Annotated in this window: 21 protein-coding genes; 2 read left to right on the forward strand and 19 right to left on the reverse strand. The window is 29.8% G+C overall.

Annotated elements, in window-relative coordinates; genetic code table 11:
- Positions 1-187 precede the first annotated feature (187 nt).
- From KQI18_RS06725 to KQI18_RS06765, 9 genes are all read right to left on the reverse strand, one after another.
- Positions 188-658 carry a YbaK/EbsC family protein gene (locus KQI18_RS06725; protein ID WP_216467014.1) on the reverse strand — a complete coding sequence of 157 codons (471 nt, stop codon included), beginning with the start codon at positions 656-658 and terminating at the stop codon, positions 188-190.
- 35 nt (positions 659-693) lie between these two features.
- Positions 694-1032: a branched-chain amino acid transporter permease gene (locus KQI18_RS06730; RefSeq protein ID WP_216467015.1), complete on the reverse strand. Its 339-nt coding sequence runs from the start codon at positions 1030-1032 to the stop codon at positions 694-696.
- Positions 1022-1723 (reverse strand): AzlC family ABC transporter permease, encoded by a 702-nt coding sequence (locus KQI18_RS06735; protein ID WP_216467016.1) that lies wholly within the window; start codon positions 1721-1723, stop codon positions 1022-1024. The genes KQI18_RS06730 and KQI18_RS06735 overlap by 11 nt, the downstream gene beginning before the upstream one ends.
- Before the next feature lie 161 nt (positions 1724-1884).
- Positions 1885-2394 (reverse strand): HDIG domain-containing metalloprotein, encoded by a 510-nt coding sequence (locus KQI18_RS06740; RefSeq protein ID WP_216467017.1) that lies wholly within the window; start codon positions 2392-2394, stop codon positions 1885-1887.
- Positions 2395-2653: 259 nt separating this feature from the next.
- The gene (locus KQI18_RS06745) at positions 2654-3103 is read right to left on the reverse strand and encodes a GNAT family N-acetyltransferase (RefSeq protein WP_216467018.1); all 450 of its coding nucleotides are present in this window, start codon (positions 3101-3103) and stop codon (positions 2654-2656) included.
- 231 nt (positions 3104-3334) lie between these two features.
- On the reverse strand, positions 3335-4348 hold the full coding sequence (locus tag KQI18_RS06750) for a sensor histidine kinase (RefSeq protein ID WP_216467019.1): 1014 nt from the start codon (positions 4346-4348) through the stop codon (positions 3335-3337).
- Complete coding sequence (locus tag KQI18_RS06755) at positions 4345-5016, reverse strand: response regulator transcription factor (RefSeq protein ID WP_216467020.1); 672 nt, start codon at positions 5014-5016, stop codon at positions 4345-4347. The genes KQI18_RS06750 and KQI18_RS06755 overlap by 4 nt, the downstream gene beginning before the upstream one ends.
- 265 nt (positions 5017-5281) lie before the next feature.
- Complete coding sequence (locus tag KQI18_RS06760; protein ID WP_216467021.1) at positions 5282-7207, reverse strand: FtsX-like permease family protein; 1926 nt, start codon at positions 7205-7207, stop codon at positions 5282-5284.
- On the reverse strand, positions 7208-7960 hold the full coding sequence (locus KQI18_RS06765; protein WP_216467022.1) for an ABC transporter ATP-binding protein: 753 nt from the start codon (positions 7958-7960) through the stop codon (positions 7208-7210). It abuts the gene before it with no gap.
- A gap of 210 nt (positions 7961-8170) precedes the next feature.
- Between KQI18_RS06765 and KQI18_RS06770 the strand changes: the two genes are divergently transcribed.
- On the forward strand, positions 8171-9271 hold the full coding sequence (locus tag KQI18_RS06770; protein WP_216467023.1) for an alpha-hydroxy-acid oxidizing protein: 1101 nt from the start codon (positions 8171-8173) through the stop codon (positions 9269-9271).
- A 792-nt stretch (positions 9272-10063) separates the two neighbouring features.
- Here the strand turns inward: KQI18_RS06770 and KQI18_RS06775 are convergent.
- The 6 genes from KQI18_RS06775 to KQI18_RS06800 all read right to left on the reverse strand — a co-directional run bounded on the left by KQI18_RS06775 (position 10064) and on the right by KQI18_RS06800 (position 16603).
- Positions 10064-11377, reverse strand: a complete 1314-nt coding sequence (locus KQI18_RS06775) for an APC family permease (protein ID WP_216467024.1) — start codon at positions 11375-11377, stop codon at positions 10064-10066.
- Between the two features lie 344 nt (positions 11378-11721).
- A complete protein-coding gene (locus KQI18_RS06780; RefSeq protein WP_216467025.1) occupies positions 11722-12417 on the reverse strand; it encodes a metallophosphoesterase in 696 nt (231 codons plus the stop codon).
- Positions 12418-12754: 337 nt separating this feature from the next.
- Entirely contained in the window at positions 12755-13975 is a 1221-nt protein-coding gene (locus KQI18_RS06785) for a CynX/NimT family MFS transporter (RefSeq protein WP_216467026.1), read from the reverse strand.
- 24 nt (positions 13976-13999) lie between these two features.
- Positions 14000-14692 (reverse strand): FadR/GntR family transcriptional regulator, encoded by a 693-nt coding sequence (locus KQI18_RS06790; protein ID WP_216467027.1) that lies wholly within the window; start codon positions 14690-14692, stop codon positions 14000-14002.
- 195 nt (positions 14693-14887) lie between these two features.
- A complete protein-coding gene (locus KQI18_RS06795; RefSeq protein WP_216467028.1) occupies positions 14888-16108 on the reverse strand; it encodes an MFS transporter in 1221 nt (406 codons plus the stop codon).
- Between the two features lie 24 nt (positions 16109-16132).
- Positions 16133-16603, reverse strand: a complete 471-nt coding sequence (locus KQI18_RS06800; protein ID WP_216467029.1) for a MarR family winged helix-turn-helix transcriptional regulator — start codon at positions 16601-16603, stop codon at positions 16133-16135.
- A 361-nt stretch (positions 16604-16964) separates the two neighbouring features.
- On the opposite strand from KQI18_RS06800, the gene KQI18_RS06805 reads away from it, so the two are divergent.
- Positions 16965-18296 carry an MATE family efflux transporter gene (locus tag KQI18_RS06805; protein ID WP_216467030.1) on the forward strand — a complete coding sequence of 444 codons (1332 nt, stop codon included), beginning with the start codon at positions 16965-16967 and terminating at the stop codon, positions 18294-18296.
- A 127-nt stretch (positions 18297-18423) separates the two neighbouring features.
- Here the strand turns inward: KQI18_RS06805 and lrgB are convergent, their stop codons facing one another.
- The 4 genes from lrgB to KQI18_RS06825 all read right to left on the reverse strand — a co-directional run bounded on the left by lrgB (position 18424) and on the right by KQI18_RS06825 (position 22168).
- Positions 18424-19113, reverse strand: a complete 690-nt coding sequence (gene lrgB, locus KQI18_RS06810; protein WP_236887668.1) for an antiholin-like protein LrgB — start codon at positions 19111-19113, stop codon at positions 18424-18426.
- Between the two features lies 1 nt (position 19114).
- Positions 19115-19549, reverse strand: a complete 435-nt coding sequence (lrgA, locus tag KQI18_RS06815) for an antiholin-like murein hydrolase modulator LrgA (protein ID WP_236887669.1) — start codon at positions 19547-19549, stop codon at positions 19115-19117.
- A gap of 125 nt (positions 19550-19674) precedes the next feature.
- Positions 19675-20415, reverse strand: coding sequence for a LytTR family transcriptional regulator DNA-binding domain-containing protein (locus KQI18_RS06820; protein WP_216467032.1), 741 nt, complete (start codon positions 20413-20415; stop codon positions 19675-19677).
- A gap of 1 nt (position 20416) precedes the next feature.
- Positions 20417-22168 carry a sensor histidine kinase gene (locus tag KQI18_RS06825; RefSeq protein WP_216467033.1) on the reverse strand — a complete coding sequence of 584 codons (1752 nt, stop codon included), beginning with the start codon at positions 22166-22168 and terminating at the stop codon, positions 20417-20419.
- Between the last annotated feature and the right edge of the window lie 26 nt (positions 22169-22194).

A 22194-nucleotide genomic window follows, 5' to 3' on the forward strand; every position in this document is an offset into this window, starting at 1 on the left:
CCTCATAAGTACCATCTTAAATTTTATACCAATGACAAAGCATTTACTATAGCTGCTAAAGTTGTAGGTAGCGATGCAATTGATTACTTAAAAAAACCTGATCAATAATTGAACAGGCTTTTTTATAATAATTTTTAACACGCTAATTAATATTTAATATTTAATATTTTTAATGATTACTATCCTATTATTCCCAGCCTTTACCTACATTTACCCATTCAACATAATCTGAACACTTCTCAAGCTCTTCTATTGTAAGCTCTATTGCACTATTTCGGCTACCACAAGCAGGAAAAACTGTATCAAATCTTTTTAATGACTCATCTAAATATATTTTTATACCTTTATTTACTACAAATGGACATATTCCACCCGAAGGATGTCCAATAAGTTTTTCTACTTCATCACCTTTTACCATTACTGCCTTTTTATTAAACTTTGACTTATATTTAGGATTGTCGACTTTAGCATCTCCTGCCATAACTATCAAGATAGGTTTTTTATCAACCATAAAAGACATAGTCTTTGCAATCCTTTTACCTTCACATTTTAGCGCTTCAGCAGCTTCTTCTACAGTAGCGCTTGATATAGGAAATTCTAATACTCTATCTTGCATACCAAATTGTTTAAAATAATCTCTTACAACGTCTACTGACATATTAACCCTCCTGTAATAAAGTATCTATAGGTTTATTATACGGGAAAGACAGTTCGAATCAAGATCATATAACATGCTGTTCCCAAAAGTATACTCAATATAGTATTCTTTTTATTAACCTGTAATAAAGCAACAAATGCTACGGAAATAAGTTCCGCAAGCCCAAATGGAAAAGATGTAATATCAATGTTTCTAAGACAGTATACAACTAATATTATCATAATTGATGCAGGTAACACTGTACCAAGATACTTAATTGTAGATGGTATTTCCTTTTTACCACCGAAAAGTAGATATGGCATCCCACGAGTTAAAGCTGTGACAAGTGCTACTATAACAAGCGTTACAACAGATGATATAAAGTTAAATGTCATTCGTTACTCCTCCAGTCTTCTTGTTTATTTTTTCTTTCATAATTATTAATACAATTAAACTAACTGATAGTGCAGGAAGTATAAAGTTGTCTGCTCCAAATAGTAAAAGAAATATAATTGCGCTTATAAAACCAGCTATAGCAGGTATATGAGATTCGAATTGTCTCCATTGGTTTACACAAACTGTAACAAAAAGTGCAGTAGCAGAAAATTCAATTCCTGTTAAATCAAATGGAAGCATCTTCCCAAATAACGCTCCAATAGTACAGCTAAATATCCATAACATATGACACACAGATGCAATATAAAAATCCACTTTTTGTTCATCAACATCGTCTGGATATTTTAAAGAACACATTACTGAATATGTCTCATCTGTAAGTGTCAGTGCCATATAAGGATACTTCCATCCCATTTTTTTAAATTTCTCAACGAACCCAATTCCGTAAAAAATATGTCTTGCATTTATAAAAAAAGTCATAATTGCAATCATAAACAGTGATACCCCTGACGTCATTAGAGAAATCATCACTATCTGCATGGATCCCGCATATATAAACATCCCTGCGAAAAAAGACCATATAACAGAATAACCTGCCTCACTAATTAAAACTCCAAATGCTATCCCAACAAATAAGTATGAAAAAAGTAATGGAACTATTTGCTTAACTGCAAAACGAAAAGATTTCAATGTATGTTGTCCCCCTTAAAATTGATTTAAGCTTAATAAATCTATGTTATCATATAAAAAAAAGCCATACAATAAATTTATTGTATAGCATATAAATTTTTCTAAATAATCAGATAAAATTATATATATGTCAATTATTTTGATCCATATTTAACTTGTCATTAATTCTTATCATCTACTGCTTGAAAAAAGTTAATAAGTTTATCATCTATATCATTATGATGATTTTTTATTATATATAGTATTTCTTTATCTTTTATAATATCTTCTAAAAGCTCATAACTGTATTCACTATGAAAGTAATAACACTTAACTTTTTCTGAAAACTCTATGTTTTTTAATTTTTGATTTGTTATTTTTGCTAAGATTACTATAATAGACTTATCGATAACATTTAATCTTTTTCTCGCCTTACCTACATCATGCAAAAGTGCAACTTTTATAAGCTTTTGTTTATTTGAAACTAATTCTTCATCTCTAATTTCTTTGCTATCGATTAAATTTTCAATATCTGTTGCAATTCTAACGCTATGCTTTTGTTCGGATTTTAGAAGTTTAAAAAATAACTCTTCTTCTTTGTCATTTAACTTTTCTTTTACATACTTTATATCATTTTTATTCATTCTATCCGATATATTTATGAAAAATTGTCTTACTCTCTTTGCTATCATTGTATTTCTCCTAGTGACATATAAATTAATAGTTTCTTAATTCTTAACTATTAATTTTATTTTAATACTATATTTAATTAAGTTAGAATTATATGAAATAGACAGTGTTAAATTAAGTAGACTAAAGTATATGCTTTAGTCTACTTTTTAGTTTTCGTTGCAAGTACAATTGTTTTTTAAAATTAAATATCTACATTATAAGTAATTAAATTTTATATTAAATAATTAAAATAAATATTTCTGAAAATGGTTTAATATATTATTTTCTATCATATACCATTTGATCATAATTTAGATATTCAAATCCTAATCTTTCATATAAAGCACTTGCTCTTTTATTACTCTTTGTAACTTCTAAACGGAAACGAACAGCATTTGGGTGAGATTTAAATACTAAATCAAAGAATTGCTTTCCAAGACCTTTACTTCTGTACTCAGGTCTGATAAATAATTCTTCTAACATAACCATTCTTCCACCAGCTTCACATGAGTAACCTTCTGACCAATATCCATATCCTATGATTTTATTGTCATCCCAAAGAACAACTCCATGTGCTAAAGGCTCTTCTTCACTTGTAGCATCATCAAATGTTCTCTCTAATATACTCATTGATACTTCATGCTCAACAGCATCACTCTGGTAAAATCCTTTTACCATAGCCATTACTTCATTTTTGTCTTCACGTTTTGCTTTTTTAATTGATAACATTAATATTCTCCTTTTTTGTAACAGTTTAGAGCTATTTTTTATATCACATTATTTATAAAAAATGTAAAACAATAATACGGAATTTATATTATTTTATATGAATTCCTTACTATTTATTAATAGATATTATTATACCATTATGTCAACTAATTAACTAATAAATATCGTTTTTTATTCTAATTATTTAAAGAGATCTTATGCTTATCTCATACTTCTAGTAGTGATATCTTTTTATATAAAATAATCCGAAATATTATAAAAGTATATTTTAAACTCAGTATATGCATTTCTTTCTGAATATACTTCTACCTTATGGCCTAACTTATCCAGTATATTTTTTGAAAAGTAAAGTCCCATACCTGTAGACTTATAAATTCGTTCTCTACCATTCGAACCAGTAAACCCTTTATAGAACACTCTACCTATATCTTCTTTATATATACCGATACCATAATCCTTCATGCTTAAGATTACACAGTTCTCTTCTTTTACAGAATTAAATTTTATTTTACCTTTTTCTTTAGAATATTTTATAGCATTATTTATTATTTGATCAAATACATATAGTATTAATTTAGTATCTGTATAAATGTCATAATTCAGATCCTTCAATTCTACATCTAAGTTATTTTTAATTAATAAGAAAGCACTATTTTTAATAGCTTTTTTTACTAAACTTTCTAGATTCACTTTACATATAAAAACATCTTCTGACAAACTAGTTCCTCTACTCCCATACAATATAGAATTGACTAAAAAATTCATTTTTTCTGTTTCATTTTTTATACTTATACTATCATCTGGATTTTCAATTCTCTCTGAAATTATATTTAACGCTGATAGTGGAATTTTAATTTCGTGAACCCATTTCGCTATGTATTCATCAAGTTCTTTTGCTGCAGTTTTGTATTTGCTTAATTCAATATCACTTTCTTTATTTAAATTACATATTATTCCCATCATTATTTCTTCTTCAAAAGAATTTACTTTAATTAAATGTCTCCCTATATTCTTTTCTTCCTCAATGCATCTATATATATCCTTATACTTTGATTTCCATTTAGAATAATCTAAACACATAAATGTAAATATAATTGCAAGTACAAATACATTGATATAAGTAAGTTCAATGTATTTGTTAACAAAAGAATTTAGAGAAATAAGATATATATCAATTATGGCAATCACAATACATATAAGAATAATATAGTTTAGCCTATACTTTATAAATTTTATTATACTCATTCGATTATGTACCCCATGCCCTTTTTAGTTTTTATAAAATCATCAAATCCTATATCTTTAAACTTTCCTCTCAACCTATTTACATTTACAGTAAGAGCATTATCCGTTATAAACTCGTCACTATCCCATAGAGACATCATAAGGCTCTCTCTCGATACTACCTTATTTTTATTCTTAAGTAGCAAAGTTAGTACTCTAATCTCATTTTTTGTAAGGTCTATATTGTTCCCTTTGTGATTCACTGTCCCTTTTTCTACATCAAAGATCATTTCATCATAGTAGATGAGGTTACTTGATTCACTGTAATCATAAGCTCTTCGTATTATTCCATTAATTTTAGTTACTAAAACATCAATCGAAAATGGCTTTGTAATATAGTCATCTCCTCCGTTATTTATCCCCATAATCAGATCCATATCTGAATCTCTTGATGATAAAAATATTATAGGTACATTAGAGATTTTTCGGATTTTCTCACACCAATAAAAACCATTAAATGAAGGTAAATTAATATCCATTATAACTACATGAGGTTTTTTCTCTACAAATTCCTCTAAAATCATTTCAAAGTTATCTATCAAACTAACTTTAAATCCCCATTTTTCTAAAGCTATAGCAATCTCTGTCGCCAATTCATTGTCATCCTCTACTAATAAAATTTCTTTCAACAAGATAACCTCTCTCCTAAAAAAATTTTTCTACATCTAACTTAAACTACTACTTCTATCGAATTTTATATTTAATTACATTATATATCTATAATAATAAAATAACTAAATATAATTATTGTAAATTGAAATTATTTTTTACAATTATATATAAATTTTCGAATAGCTTATCCTAAGTATTTTTTATCCGCATAAATATATAAAAAACAAGAGTAACTATACCATTTATAAATAATTTACAGTATAATTACCCTATGTATTTTCTTTATTTAAATTGCTTCAACCCAATAATTTGTTTAAATTTACTTACAGAAACAACTCCGTATATTAGGAAAATCACAAAACAAACAGCTAAACTCATAATATATATACCAAACATCTTATCAAGTGCCATAAGAATATCTCCAGCTAATCTTAGTGCAAAATAACTTGATGTAGCTGCAGTTATTATTGGCAGCGCATAAAACAAAGAAACTTCTTTAATAATACTTCTATTTATCTCTTCCCTGTTAGTTCCTATTTTAATTAAAATATCATATTTGTCTTTATCATCATAAGCATCATTATATATTTTCATATAAATTATGCTTCCAGCTACCATTATAAAAACTATAAATAAAAATACTAGAACTGCATACGCAAATACCATCCATTGACTTTCATTTTGTGCTTTATAACCATTTTGTAAAGATAATATATTCTTTATTTTTAAATCTTTTTCTATATTATTAAACATAAGTTGGCTACTTTTTTCATTTTCGACCTTCGCTCCAAAAAAGTACAATTGAGTTCCCTTATTTCTTAGTTTCTGATACTCTTCATTGTTTAAAATATATATTTCTTGATTAAAACCAGTTCCCAAAACTGGAGTTTTCACTTCTCCTATAGAAATTTTATACACATCGCCATCGACATTCACGGTTTCAGTTTTATCTGCTAATGAACCTATCAACTGTGGACTTTTTAACTCAATTATACCTTTTCCATCAACAAGCTTAGGACCAAGTTCTTTGATTGCTTCCTCGTTACCATTTACCTTTAGTATTTGAACAAAATCCCGATAATTCATAAAAACATTTCCTATATCTCCCAAATACTTATTATCTTCTTGCTTCACAACTGTCATTTCAGGATTTATAGAGTATTTAATATCATTAGTTTTTTTAATTATATTTTCAAGTCTATATTTATCTAATGCTTCCTTTTCACTTGTTACTGCACTTACTGTGTAAATACTTCGCTGCGCTTGTGCATTTTCTTGTATAGTTTTTATTGCAACTGCAGATCCCAAAGTAGATATTGTAGCCGTTATTATTATTGAAATCACAGCATAAGTTTTGTAGTTCTTGCTTAACCTATAGTTTAAATTGCTAATAGATATTATATTTTCTCCATTAAAGAGTATTTTTTTGTTTTTCATTAGAATACTAAAAATAACTGGAACTACTGATTTAAACAGCCCATACGTTGCAATAATGATAATAATTATTATTGGTATTACACTGTTAATATTTCCACTTCTAACGCCAAAAGACAGATAATATCCATATCCAATTATCATTAATGAAGCTATCGCTAGAAAATACAAAGGTAATCCAATCTTTGGCATTTTCTCTTCTTTCTTGGACATATTCATCAAATTTATAACACTGCTTCTACTTATTGTAATGAATCCCTTTAAAGTCATTATAAAAAATATTGATAGAAATATTAAACCTGAAGTTATTATTGCTTCTATTCCAAATCTACTTGATACATCAATATCAAATCCTGACACCTTTACTATAATTACTTGAAAAAATCTTGATGATGCTACACCTACTACTAAACCAGTTATAAAAGCACTTACCCCAATAAGCATATTTTCAACAAAATACAATTTTCCTATAGTAAATAAATCAAGCCCCATGAAAGATAGTATACCTATTTCTTTAACTCTATTTTTAAAAAATACATTGGTTGCATACCAAATAAAAAAGAATAAAAATACAGTTAAAATTACAATAACCGAAATTAATACTGACTCTGTAAATTTTTTATTTTCACCTTGCAAAAATTTGATTGTTTCGCTGTGTTTTAATATCTCGAAATTGGTAAGAACGACAACTGAAAATACCATAGAGATAAAGAATGCTGTATATGTTTTAATATTACTCTTAAAATTATTAAATGCTATACCAAATACACTCAATTACAGCCCACCCCCCATAGATGAAAGCATCTCCATTATTTTTCCATAAAATTCTTTTCTGTTTTCGCCTTTACTTAGTTTGCATTTTATATTTCCGTCACTAATCATATATACTTCATTTGAATAACTAGCTGTTAAAGGATCATGTGTGATCATTATAATTGTTGCATTATTCTCTTTATTTACTCTGTCAAGCGAATCTAATAGTTCATATGCAGATCTTGAATCCAGTGCCCCAGTAGGTTCATCAGCAAATATTACAGATGGATTTGTTATCAGTGATCTAGCTGCCGCCCCTCTCTGTTTTTGTCCACCTGATAATTGATAAGGGTACTTGTCTAAGTGTTTATCTAGACCAAATTTTTTAGAAATTTCTACTACCCTTTCCTCTATTTCTTTACTTCTCTTTCTTCCAAGTGCTAAAGGAAGTGCTATATTATTCATTAATGTCATATTGTCTAGTAAATTATAATCTTGAAATAAAAAACCGATCTTATCTCTTCGAATTTTAGATAGATCTTTATTTTTTACTTTATCTATATCGATCCCATCCAGTATTATCTCTCCAGAAGTAGCTTTATCAAGAGTTGACATCAAATTTAATAATGTAGTTTTTCCAGCTCCAGAAGGTCCCATTATCGCTATAAAATCTCCTTCATAAACTGATAGAGATATATTTCTAAGTACATTAGTCTTAAAACCTTTAATACCATAATCTTTTGAAACATCTTTTAATCTTAGTATTTCTTTCATAAATATTCCTCCATATATTTTTCACAGATTTCTAATATACTTATATTTTAATATTTTTTTACTATTTAATCCTGCGATTAAGGTTACTTTTTGATATCTAATGTGACAATATCGTAACTTTTAATTTATGAATATACTAAATATTAATTTATTAACTTTCTTACTCATATACATAGTATAGTAACAAATCATGTAAAGGAGAGTAATTATATGGCCGATAATTATCAAGCAAGCCAATTAGAAGGTACTTTTGAGTTTGCAGACATCAATGACTTAAAACAAATTTCCTCTAAAATAATGCCTAGAGGTGCATTTGACTACATAACAGGAGGAGCTGGTACTGAATGGACATTAAGACAAAATACAATCTCATTTAATCAAAAAGGAATAGTTCCAAGAGTTATGACTGGAGTCGAAAATCCAATTTTAGCAACTAGTATTCTCGGCACCCAAATAAGCAGACCAATAATAATGTCTCCAGGCGCTGCTCAAGGATTGGCACACGTAACTGGTGACGCTGGTACAGCACGTGGTGTTGCAGCAGCGGGTACTATTATGACTTTTAGTACTTTTGCAAATAAAACTTTTAACGAGATCGCAGAGGCAGGAGGAGGTGCTCCTCAATGGTTTCAAGCTTACTTCTTACAAAATAGAGATTTCAATAAATTTCTTCTCGATAAAGCAATGGCCGCAGGAGCCAAAGCTATAGTTATAACTTTAGATGCAACTGTCGGTGGAAATAGAGAGGCAGATGTAAGAAACGACTTTACGTTCCCAATTATAATGCCAAATATACAAGAATTTGTGCAGACAGAAAATGTTAATGTTGGGCAACTTCTTTCGCAAACTCTTAGAAAGATATCCCCTTCTATAATAAATGAAGTTGCATCGTATACAAATCTACCTGTTATAGCTAAGGGAATACAGTCCCCAGAGGATGCACTAATTGCCATATCTCACGGTGTATCTGCTATATGGGTTTCAAACCATGGAGGAAGACAACTTGATGGTGGTCCTGCTTCTTTTGATGTATTAAAATCTATTGCAGATGCGGTAGGGGGAAGGGTTCCAATTATTTTTGACAGTGGAGTTAGGAGAGGACAACATGTATTTAAAGCTATTGCATCTGGCGCAGATATAGTAGGCATCTGTAGACCTGTTTACTATGGTTTAAATATCGGGGGATGGCAGGGAGTTCAAGAGGTATTTGATCATATAACCTATGAACTCTGGCTTGATATGCAACTCACTGGTTGCAAGACTGTAGAAGATATAAAAAATGCTGAGCTAGTGACAAATAGGTGCTTATAAGACACGTTGATTTTAATATATGTGATGAATTAATAAAAAAATACCTGATGAATTAACTAATCATTAGGTATTTTTATTTATACATTGTATACAATTTATAAACTGAAAGTACGAAAAAATAGGTATTTTTGGATAAAGTCAAATAAATTTTTCCATATACCAAGGTCGTACAATTCTTCTATATAAAAACAATTGTTCTGTGGAACATTTCCCTCATAGCAGTCAGAAATTATAATATCTGCATGCCCGTACTAAAATATAATTTTGTTTTGTATTTAAAACGAAACCTGTCCCCCTGATTGCAGCATTTCACCCTAAATTGATCTACACAAAAAGTAGTCATAAGATATACTTCCATATTTCTAAAGACACTCTTAATAGAAATCTAGCGCTGAAGATTATACATAATAAGAAACTAATTGTGAATTCATAAATTTAAATAATTTATAGCTACTATATTTACCCGCATCATTAATTTAGCAATACTTTTATATTCACCCGCTTAATATATTAAATTTCTAGTTTGCTTTGTGGAATCCTTTTTGAGTAATTAATTTATGAATTGTAGATTGTAGATTGTAGATTTATGAGTCAGTAATATTTTATAATTACTAATCTCTATAATAGAATAACTTACAATCCTTACTATATTTTATCCACCTTCGGAACTAACGTGTATCAAAATCGGATAATTTAAATCTAAACCAAAAAAAGTTGATTTCTATGAATGATAGAAATCAACTTTTGATTTTATAATAATTATTACTTTTATATAGTGTTAAATACAGATATTTATATTTTTTTCATCACCAAAAATATTGGTAATCCAAGTAATGTTAAAAATATACAACCTACTGCTAAAGCAGTTGCTGTAATTAATTGATTTATGATTACAAAAAGTCCACATGCTATAGCTAACATTGGTGTTATAGGATAAAACGGAACTTTGTAAGGTCTTATCATATTAGGCTTTTCTATTCTAAGTTTAATCACTCCAATAAAAGTAAATATATAAAATATCCAAATTGCAAATATAGATAAATCTGTTAGTAAATTAAACTGACCCGTTGTAGCATAAATACATGAAATTATAGCTATAAACCAAGTAGCATTGTATGGCGAACCACCTTTGTTAACTTTTGATAAATTTTTACTAAACGGTAAGAATCCTTGTAAAGCCAAAACATATGGCACTCTAGATCCTGTTAATATAAATCCATTTAACGTTCCAAATACTGAGATCATAATACCTACACTTACTATTTTTCCACCTATTGGTCCAAATATCTTAGTTGCCACCAACGAACCTGGAGATACCGCTTGTGCAAGTTCACTAGCAGGTAGTACCCATAGATATGCAATATTTATTATAATGTAAAAAGCCATTACTATAGATAAACCTCCGATTATTGCCTTAGGTAAATCTTTTCCTGGATTTTTCATTTCACCTGCTATGGAACCAACATTTATCCACCCATCGTAAGCAAATAAAATAGCCAATAAAACATTTCCTAGAACACCTGTAACAGTTTTACCTTCTCCTACCATAGGAGTAAGTACATCTGTACTCTGCCCTTTACTAAATCCAAATATTATTATTATAATTAGTGGAACTAATTTGCAGATCGTAGAAACCGTTTGTATCTTTCCTCCAAATTCAGACCCTATATTATTAAGTGCTGCAACAAATATTATAACACCTATTGCAATAGGAAGAGTTGATACCATATTATTAGGATCTTTTCCGATATATTCCATTACTTGCTGAGAAAAAACTACTGCTAATGCTGCAGATGATCCCGGAAAATAAAGTACTGATTGTGCCCATCCTGCTAAAAAACCTAATTTTTCTCCATAAATTTCTTTGAGATAAACCATCATACCCCCAGTCTTAGGTATTGCAGTTGATATCTCTGCCGCAGTTAATCCTGCTGTTATTGTCATTAAACCACCTATTACCCATGCTATAATACCAAGCCCGGGTTCTCCTCCAGTTAGCTCATATACAGCCTGTGGTTTAAAAAATACACCTGAACCTATAACCATACCAACAACAATCGATAGTGCTATCGGTAGGCCTAACGTTTTCTTAAGTTGTTTTCCCATTCATTTCCTCCAAATAATCGTAATTTTAACCCCTTATTATTAGTATATTTTCGCTGTGTCTTTTTAAAATTTCATATATTTGAAGAATCCATAAAACAAATATAATTGCATCTTGTTGATCCTTCAGTTAATTTTTTAATTCTACCTTAGGACACAACAGATTCTATTATAGTATATTTTCTATAATAATTAAATATTAAATATGACTAATTATTGTTAAGTTTTTATGTAAAATTACTTTATAATAATATCCTAATATTTAGAAAATAGATAAAAAATAGTATTATGGGAGTATATAAAATATACATTCCTATAATACTATTTTCCATAAATTTTTAATATTTTTATATATACCATTCTTGCTTAGTATCCAAGCAAATACAACTCAATTTTCCGCCATCTTCTCTAAAGCCATTTCCACAGTCTATATTCATATATCTCTTATTTTTCATTATTTTATTCTCTCCATACTTTATAGTTGGATGGTGACCTACTATAAGATATCTATCAAACTTAATCCCTGCTGGAATATAGTGTATATCACTAGAAATCAGATAGTTAAATTCATTATACTTTATTGATTTTTCTATTGTTTGTTTGATATCTACTTTCCCATACTCGTTTATTATTGGCTCTACATCAGCGTCATATCCAGTGTGAGTAAGAGTATACTTAATATCAAACTCGTCAATTTCGATATAGTAAGGTAGACTTCTTAAGTAATTTAAAAACATCTCTTTTTCTTCTGTTGATATATTTTTAAGTTCTTCTATAGTATTTTGCCCACCCCACTTACTCCAATTGCTTGTAGTTAAATTTGAATCCTCTAGATAAAGTTGCATAAAATACTCATGATTACCCTTAATTAAAGCTATATTACTTGAATTCATACAAAATTTAAGCATTTCTAAGTTTTCAATTCCTCTATCTATAATATCTCCTAGTATATATAGTTTGTCATCATTAGAAAATTTAATTTTCCTAAGCATCTTTTGAAACCTTTTATAATCGCCGTGAATATCACCCATTAAATATATCATAACTTTTATACCCCCAATAAAAATATAGTATATATAACTAATATTATAATTTACCATGTTAAATCTTATAGTTAATGCATTATATAATACTTCTATTAGTTAATTATATGTATTATTCCAGTTTTGATCTATTGTTATAAACTTTATTAAATAATTTTCTACTTCTTTTTAATAACATTAGATGCATCTTTAACCTTTGCCTTTTCAATTAATCTATTCTTGCCAATTATTAAATAAGAAGGACACAAATAAACCCACTATGAATTCTAACAAATCCATAATGGGTTATATTTTTTACTTAAAAATTCTAATAGATCTTAAAATACTTTTTACGATATTATTTACCTTGGTTAACATATATATCCCTTGAAGCTCCAAGCCCAGCTGCAAAACATATTGCTAAGATTGCCAGAAGCATTATAAGTGGCATAGTCCACCCATTTGATATATCGTGTAAATATCCAAACAACATAGGGCCACAAGCAGCTAGTAAATATCCTACTGATTGAGCCATTCCAGAAAGCCTTGCAGCTTCATCAACACTAAGTGTTCTAAGGTTGAAAAACATCATAGAAAGTCCTAATTTAACTCCTCCACCTACACCTAACAAAATAACACAAATATAGGCATAATTTAAATTTCCACTAAGTAGACCCAAAATTCCTATAAGTGCACAAACTGTACCGATAATAACTAAAAAACGCTGATTTGATCTTCTTCCCGCAATTATCGATATTATAAAAGTAACAGGAATGAATGCTATCTGTAATAATGAAAGCATGAGTCCAGCTTGGCTTGAAGCCATACCTCTATCAATTAAGATTTCTGGAAGCCAAGCAACCATTGAGTAAAACAATAAGGATTGAAGGCCCATATATATACTTACTTGCCAAGCTAAAGGCGATTTCCATAAACTAACTTTTATATTTTCCTTGTCTTCATTATTTACTGATTTTTGATTTCGTTTTAATTGAGGAATCCAAATTGCCATTGCCACAAAGCTCAGTATAATCCAAATCCCCAAAGAGCCAGACCAACCAAAACTTAACGCAATAGGAACACTTACACCAGAAGCAATAGCACCAAACGCATTCATCGATACTGTATAGATTCCCGTCATAGTACCAATTTTTTCTGGAAAATCTAACTTAACTAAACTTGGTAAAAGTACATTACATACTGAAATTGATAGACCAATTATTGCTGTCCCTAAAAATAATCCTATACTTCCAGCAACTGAACGTATTGTTATTCCAATAGTTAAAAAAACTATAGATGAAAATATGGTAAGTCTCGTACCGTATTTGTTAGCTAAGTTTGGTGCAAATGGGGAAAATAAAGCAAACGCTAATAATGGTAACGTCGTAATCATTCCTGCCAATGTATTTGAAATTCCAAGGTCATCCCTAATATATGATACTAATGGTCCAACAGAAGTTATTGGTGCTCGTAGATTAGCTGCAATAAGTACAACCCCTAAAATCAATGCTAAATAAGCAGATTTTGTATTTATATAGTTAACTAAATTTTTAGTAGTTTTATTACTTAATTCATTCATATTAACACTCCTTCAAAGGCATGTTTAATCATTCATCATTGTACTAAATGCCTTTTTTGATTTATTTAAATATTCATTGACACTGTCTAGAGCTAACTGAGGATTTCTATTTTTAATTGCATCAAATAAATCAATGTGAAGTTCATTTTCAAAAGTCCCTTTGCTTCTCATTTGCATTACTTCATCTATAGATTTTTGTAAGCCATCTGTAATATGCTCATATAGTTCGATAAACATTTTGTTATGTGTAGCCTTGACAATGGACTTGTGAAATATAATATCTTTTTGAGTAAATTTATAAGGATCATTACTAGCTGCAGCTATTTTGCAATCATCTAAGCAATTTTCAATGTATTTTAAATCCTCATCAGTCCTTTTAATAGCTGCAAGTTGAGATGCTTCTCTCTCTAATCCCAAACGTACTTCTAAAATTTCAAATAGATCACTCTTTTGAATCTCATTTTCTAATACTAATCCCAACTTACTATTTGATTTTACAGTCGTTCCTATACCTTGTCTCGTTTCAAGTAAACCTATGTGAACAAGAGACTGTACTGCCTCTCTAAGTGTATTTCTACTTACATCAAATTTAACCATTAATTCTGGCTCTGGTGGAATCTTTTCTCCAACCCTCCATTGGCCGCTCTCTATCATGTATTCAATCTGACCAGTAACTTGTCCTACTAAAGTCAAACGACTTGCTTTTTTAATATTCATATTATTACTCCTTTCAAACATAGGATGATCATATTATTATATTATCATACCAATTTTTATTTGTATATATTTTAATTTAATATTATTATTAAATCTAATACAAATATAAAAAACAGTGCTCTAACTTAGAGCACTGTCTTTAACATAATAATTAATTTCTAACTTATTTCCATTATATAATTAAAAACATCTTCATTATTCATCTGCACAGTGTCTAAGACTTGGAACAAGCATAGTAAACACTGCAATAAACATAGTTGCTATTCCTGAAATAAAAAACCATCGTTCAACTCCTATTACCTCAGCAAAAGCCCCTGCTAACATAAGTCCAATAGGCATCGCAAACATAGTCAAACTAGATGTGAGAGATAGTACTCTCCCTAAATATTCAGATTCGAATTTCATCTGAAATATTGAAGTCTTAACACCTGTAAAAAACGGAACTGAAGCACCCATTATAGAAGAAATTACTGCAAATATTTTAAATCCACTAGCTGGTAGCGTCCCAATAATTATTAGTCCTATACCGTATACTGCAATTGACCTGCCTAATGACTTTGATTTGTTAATCTTGCTACCAATTAAACCTAGTAAAAATGATCCTAAGAACGAGCCTAATGAAAATGCTATCTCAACTATACTAGAATCAAATGTATCTCCTTGAAAGTAAGTCATTGTAATTAAAGGATATAGATTACCCATCGGGAAGTAAATTATTGCATATACAGCCCCAATAATAACTAATGTCATCATTCCTGGGCTTTGGCGAAGAACATTTACTCCTTCTTTAAACTCAGTTATAAATCCATCTTTACTTTCACCTTCACTCTTCCTTATATCCGGAACCTTTATAAATATCAGCATAGTAATAGCAAATGCTGCTCCTACTATATCTAAAAATACAATAATATGTAGATCCCATATGCTGTATAAAAGTGCAGCAATAGCCGGACTTATTAAATAAGACATCGAAGTAAAACCTTGTGAATATCCAGCATATTTTGTCAGTTTATCCTTTGGAACAATTGCTGGTGTAACAGCCTGCAACGATGGATTGTGGAAAGCTGATCCAATCGATCTTCCAAACAGTATAACCATAATAAACCATACCGGTATATCTCCAAATGATCCAACTACAACTAGTAAAAAAGTCAAGAATGCTATTGATGCATCAGATATAATCATAATTTTTTTTCGGTTGTATCTATCTATAAAGACGCCAGCAAAAGTTCCTATTATAGCTTGTGGTAAGTATCCAATTAAAGTGGCAAATGTTAAAACTGCCGCTGACCCCGTTTTATCTATTAAATACCAAATAATTGCCATTTGTATTATTGCACTTGTTAAAATTGATACTGCTTGACCTGTCCATAGAATTAAAAACTCTTTTTGCCATTTTTCTATTTTCTGTCCCATATTAATTCTGTTTCCTTTCACTTTCTAAAAGTATAAGCCCTTCTTCTCCGTTATTTCTAAAAGATTTGTACTTTTCACAGCTCTAGTTAAAATATCTAGGCTATCAAGTACACACTCTCTTTTTTCTTTAGGGATATTATTAAAAATACTATCGTAGTAGTTTTCCATACTATCTTCAATTTTTTTATACAGTTTATCTCCATGTTCAGTTAGTTCAATTGTAACATATCTTCTATTCTCTTCATCTAAATCTCGCTTCACTAAATTAGATTCAACGAGCCTATTTATTGTTCTACTCATGGTACTTTTATCTAACAGCAGTATATCAGAAAGTTCCACTAATGAAACTTTTTTCTGTCTCCCAATCTCAACTATAGCATGGCATTGAGCTGTAGTAATTCCACAGCATGATGCATCGCTTTTTTCCAGTAAATCTAAATTTCTTAGTAGTATTCTAATCAGCTCTCTAAGGCTACTACTTTCTTGTTCTTTCATCTCATCACCTCTTATATATATTAATATACAACTGTTGCATAATACAACAATTTTATAAATAAATTATATAATGTAATCAACCAAGCGGTAATTCTATGGATTAATTTATAAAAACAGCAATGCTTATAAAAGATCGATAATGTACTCAATCTTAAATCTAGGGTTAAAGTTTTAATTAGATAAATTTATTCAGTATACGCTATTGACTTATATTTTATATTTTATATAATATAATGAAGTACAAAATAAAATACACCTTATAACAATTCCGCCGGGAATTGTGAAGTATAAGGAAAAAGATTGCGTGGTAGGCCTTGAAATGCATCAAGGTTCTACCTTTTTTTATTTTTAGGAGGTTTTTATGAATACATTATTGACTAATCCATCAAGCACAAAAAAAGTATTCTGGAAGTATGCAATCCCCGGAATAGGTGCACTTTTATTTAATTCATTGTATATTGTAGTTGATGGTATTTTTGTATCAAAAATGCTTGGAAGAATTGCACTTGCAAGTGTTACAGTTGTAGTACCCGTAGTTGAAATCCTGATAGCTCTAAGTATGTTAATTTCAGTTGGCGCTGGAGTTATTATTTCAAAATATCAAGGAGAAGGAGATTTAATATCTGCCAGAAAATATTTTAATATTTCTTTCTGGATGTTGATAGTTGTTTCATTGATATTATTAATATCATCGATTGTATTTCACAACCCAATTATTTCGATACTGGGTTCAACACCAGATACTCATGAAGAAATCAAAAAATATTTCCTTTGGTTTATAGTATTTTCACCATTTTTTATGTTGAACTACGGATTGTGTACATGGCTTAGAAATGATCAAAGACCAAATTTAGTCATGATAACTCAAATTATAGGAGCTGTCTTAAATATTGCTCTAGACTGGCTGTTTATGGGACCGTTAAATATGGGAATTGCAGGTGCTGCAATTGCAACAGGGTTGGGTCCTGTTGTAGGAGTATCTCTTATGCTTCCACATATTTTACGCAAAAAAGGTAATTTATATTTTGAAAAAGTGAAGATTCGTATTAAAGACATTAATATCATTACTCTAAAAGGTATCCCCTCTTTTGCTATGGAATTTGCTTTAGGTTTGACAACTTTATTCTGTAATATAGCAATTGCTAATCACTTAGGCTCACTGGGGCTTGCAACATATGGAATAATTGGATATATATCTTTAATAGCACTATCCCTGTTTTTAGGAATGTCACAAGGAACGCAACCATTAATAAGTTATTATTTCGGAGCTAAAAAAATTGAACTTGTAACTAGATTAGTTAAAATAGGCACTACTTCTTGTGCTATTATAGGTTTAATTACATTTGTATTCTTAGTACTATTTAAACAGATTCCAATTAATATCTTTGCGCAAAATAATGATATTTCATTAAAAGAAATGACAAGTAGGGCAATTAATATTTACTTTTTTGCACTATTTGCATCTGGTATAAATATTTATATTTCTTCAGCTTTACAATCTGTGGAAAGATGGATTCCTTCAATATTCATCTCTTTAAGTCGTTGTTTTATTATTTTAGTCCCTCTATTATTAATTTTACCTAATATATTTGGTAAGAATAGTTTATGGATCTGTGTTCCCTTAGCTGAAATATTTACTATTTTTTTAACTGTTAAATTGTGGGTTAAATACGGTATAAAGAATATTATTTAAATAATAAAAAATAATTATTAACTCCGCCGAATCTACGGTCTGGAGTTAATAATTATTTACTAAACTTTAATCGTTATATTTTTGTATTATCACATTTTTTCTTTTATAAGTTAAATCTTATATTAATTTATAATATAAAAGTGCTTACTATTGGTACAACAATGACGACTATAACACCTACAACAACTAATGCTATACTTGCCATTGATGCCTCTACACTTCCCATCTCGTTAGCAACCGCTGCACCAAGAGAATGTCCACTAGTTCCTAAAGCCAAACCTTTAGCTATTGGTTCAGTTATATTACATAGCTTCAACATCTTACTGCCCAAAGCGTATATAATCACGGCATTTAATATACATGCTAAAGATGTGATTTCTGCGACTCCACCGATAGAAGTAGAAACTGGCATTGCAATCGCTGTTGTTGCTGCTTGCGGAAGCATAGATGCAATTATTTGTGGTCCAAGGCTAAAAGTTGTAGCTACAAAATAAATGCCTACAACAGCAGCTACTGTCCCAAATGTAATTCCACTCATAATTTGAACGAAGTATTTTTTTAAAACATCTCTTCTTTTATATAATGGAATAGCAAAACAAGCTGTTGCTGGATCTAGGAAGAAACTAATCATTTTTCCACCTTGGTTATAATCCTCATAGCTAAATCCCGTTGTTTTTAAAAATACAATACCTAGCACCATACCTACAAATAATGGCGCAAATAAGAAAAATCCATTTGTTTTCTTAAATAAAAATTTTCCTATAGAAAATGAAATCAATGTGACTAAAATACCGAAGAATGGAGTCATTGTACTCATACTAATTCACCCCTTCGCTTTGTGGCGCTTTTTCTGGTAGCTTTACTTTTATACTATCTGGTTTAAACCTAAGAATCATTTGAGTAATCCATCCAGTAAAAGCTAGAAGTAAAAATGTTGAAATTATAATTAGTCCAATAATAAGGAATGGATGTTGTGCTAAAATATTAAAAGAATTTATTACTGAAATTCCTGCTGGAACAAATAGAAGACTAATATTATCAACTAGCAAATTCCCTACAGATTCTACTTGCTCTAATTTTATAACTTTTGTACAGAGTGCAATAAAAAGTAACATTAAACCGATTACAGAAGATGGCATTACAAATGGTAGCACACCTTCGATTAATTTTGATATTATCATAATTATAGAAATAATTATTGCTTGATACATATATGAATATACTTTTTTAACTTTTTGTTTTTTATTGTCCATAAGAAGCATCCCCTTTAACTTTTATTAATTAAATTATAATAAAAAGTTAAGAAAGAAGGACGTTTTCAGAGCGAAATGCGACTTTAACAGTCCCAAATACACAAATATTATTCTTAAATTCAACACTAAATTCCGAGCTCTCTTTTAAAATCTTTTATATAAGATCTACTAACGGGAACTTTTAACTTATTTTCCATGGTTACTTGATATGTATGATTAAACCACGGTTGTATTTCCTTAATAAAATTTTTATTAATTATATATGCTCTATGCACCCTTAAAAACAAAGTCATAGGAAGTTTCTTTTCATATGTGCTCAAAGCTGTTGTTGTTTGATAACTATCCCTAATAGTATGCACTGTGGTTTTTCCCTCTTCAACTGCAACTGCTACTATTTCCTCAATTTTTACTACAAAAATACTTTCATTAACTTGAATAGGCAAAGTAGCCATCCCATTTTCTACGCTATTATCAGTTAAACTTTCAAGTGAATGGCTATTTTTTAGTTCATATTTTTTATATGCTTTGTTTATTGCTTTTCTTATGCGATCTAAATCAAAAGGTTTTAAGATATAGTCTGTAGCATTGAGCTCAAATGCTCTTATAGCATGCTCATCATATGCAGTTGCAAAAACAATCATCGGCGGATCTTCTATATTCTGTAATTTTTCTGCTAGACTAAGTCCACTCTCATCCGATAAATGAATATCCAAAAATATCAAATCAGGTTTGTTACTCAACATCTTGCCAAGAGCTTCGTCGATTGTCTCTGCATCATAAATATCATTTACTTCCTCACATTGCTCTAGTAAATAACGAAGTTCATTGCGAGCTAGTGCTTCATCATCAATAATTAATGTTTTCAATCTAAATACCTCCTATTTCTCGTTTAGGTATATCACAAGATACTATGGTTCCTGAAGATGAGGTTTCAAATTTTAGTAATGAGCTATCACCAAATAGACTCCTTAATCTATTATTTAAATTTTCAATAGCTGAACCAGTACCACTTTCTGATTCTACGACTTCACTTCCTAATTTATCAATTTTTGTTTCATCAATTCCAAAACCATTATCTATTACCTTTAACCTTATATCACTACCCAAATCTATTACCTCTACCCAAACTTTATTATCTTCTTTTCTAGATCCAAAAGCATGCTTTAATGAATTTTCAACAAGAATTTGAATAATAAACGGCGGAAGCAAATAATTCTTCATGTAGTCTTCTATTTGAAATTCAACGTTGTACTTATTTGGAAATCTAGCTTGCTCAATTGATAAGTACGCATTAACTTGATCTAATTCCTCTTCTAATGTAATTAGATTTCTTCGTGCACCCTGTAAATTTGCTCTAAAGAATTTGCTTAACTGTAACAATAAATTACGCCCTTGCTCACTATCAATTCGAATAAGTGCGGAAATAGTATTAATTGCATTAAAAAAGAAATGTGGATTTACTTGGGCTTGTAAAGATTTTATCTCTGCATCTTTCTGTAATTTATTTTGAAGTTCAATTTCTCCAAACTCTATTTGGGTTGAGAAAATTTCACCAAGACCTTCTGCCAACTGTCTTTCAACAAACGTCAACTGTGTTTCATCGGTAAAATACAGTTTAAATGTCCCTACAATTTCTCCACGTGAATGTAGAGGAACAACAATAGCTGCTTTTAATGGGCATCCTTCATGATTACATCCTATTTCATGTGGTGAATTAGCGATCTTAATATTTCCAGTTTGTACTGCTGACTTTGATAAATCAGTTAGAATTTTATATGAAGGAATATGATGATCACTCCCCGCCCCAACATGTGCTAGTATTCGCTTATTATCCGTTATACTTACTGCTGAAACACGAAGAAATTTACGTATATAAGTTGAAGCTTCTTTACAAGATTCTTCATTTAAGCCAGATCTAAAAAACGGCAAGGTATGGTTTGCTAATTCTAGTACATCATGTGTCTGTACTGCTAATGCACTTTCCTCCTGTCTAAGGGTAGAAGAAATAATTGAAAGGAATATACCTGTACCTATTCCGTTTATTAAAATCATCGGCAATGCAATTATTTTCACAAGTGCTAAAGAATCAGCAAGGTTACCTTTAAATACAATAATACAAAGCATTTGAATACATTCCATAACGATCCCTGTCAACACACCTTGCTTAACTGACGGAAATTTATTTTTAATCAGTGACTTATTTCCAAAATATCCTGAAAGTAGACCTACCAAAACTGAAGAAACAAAATACGTATAAGCTGCGTCTCCGCCCTGACATAGACGAACTATTCCAGAAATTACACCTACGAAAAATCCAACAAAAGGTCCCCCAATTAAACCAGAAACCCCTATCGTCAGTACTCTTGTGTTAGCGATTGAAGATTGCTCTCCTACAGTTAATAAAAATCCTTTGAAAAAGGTACTCTTCCCATTTACTTCTACCCCGGTAAAATTAGAAATTATAGCAAAAATACTAAATATAACAATGAATTTAACTTTTGTAGAAAGCTTATTTCTATTTTTTAAAAGTACTTTAAAGTAATTTATATTTAATAATATATACGCTAAAATTATAATAAGACCAACTCGCTCAAGTAAAGGAATAAATAAATTTATCATCGTATCACCTCTTTCTTATCCTAAAT

The organism is Metaclostridioides mangenotii, assembly GCF_018917235.1.
In the GTDB taxonomy this organism is placed as follows: Bacteria; Bacillota; Clostridia; order Peptostreptococcales; family Peptostreptococcaceae; genus Metaclostridioides.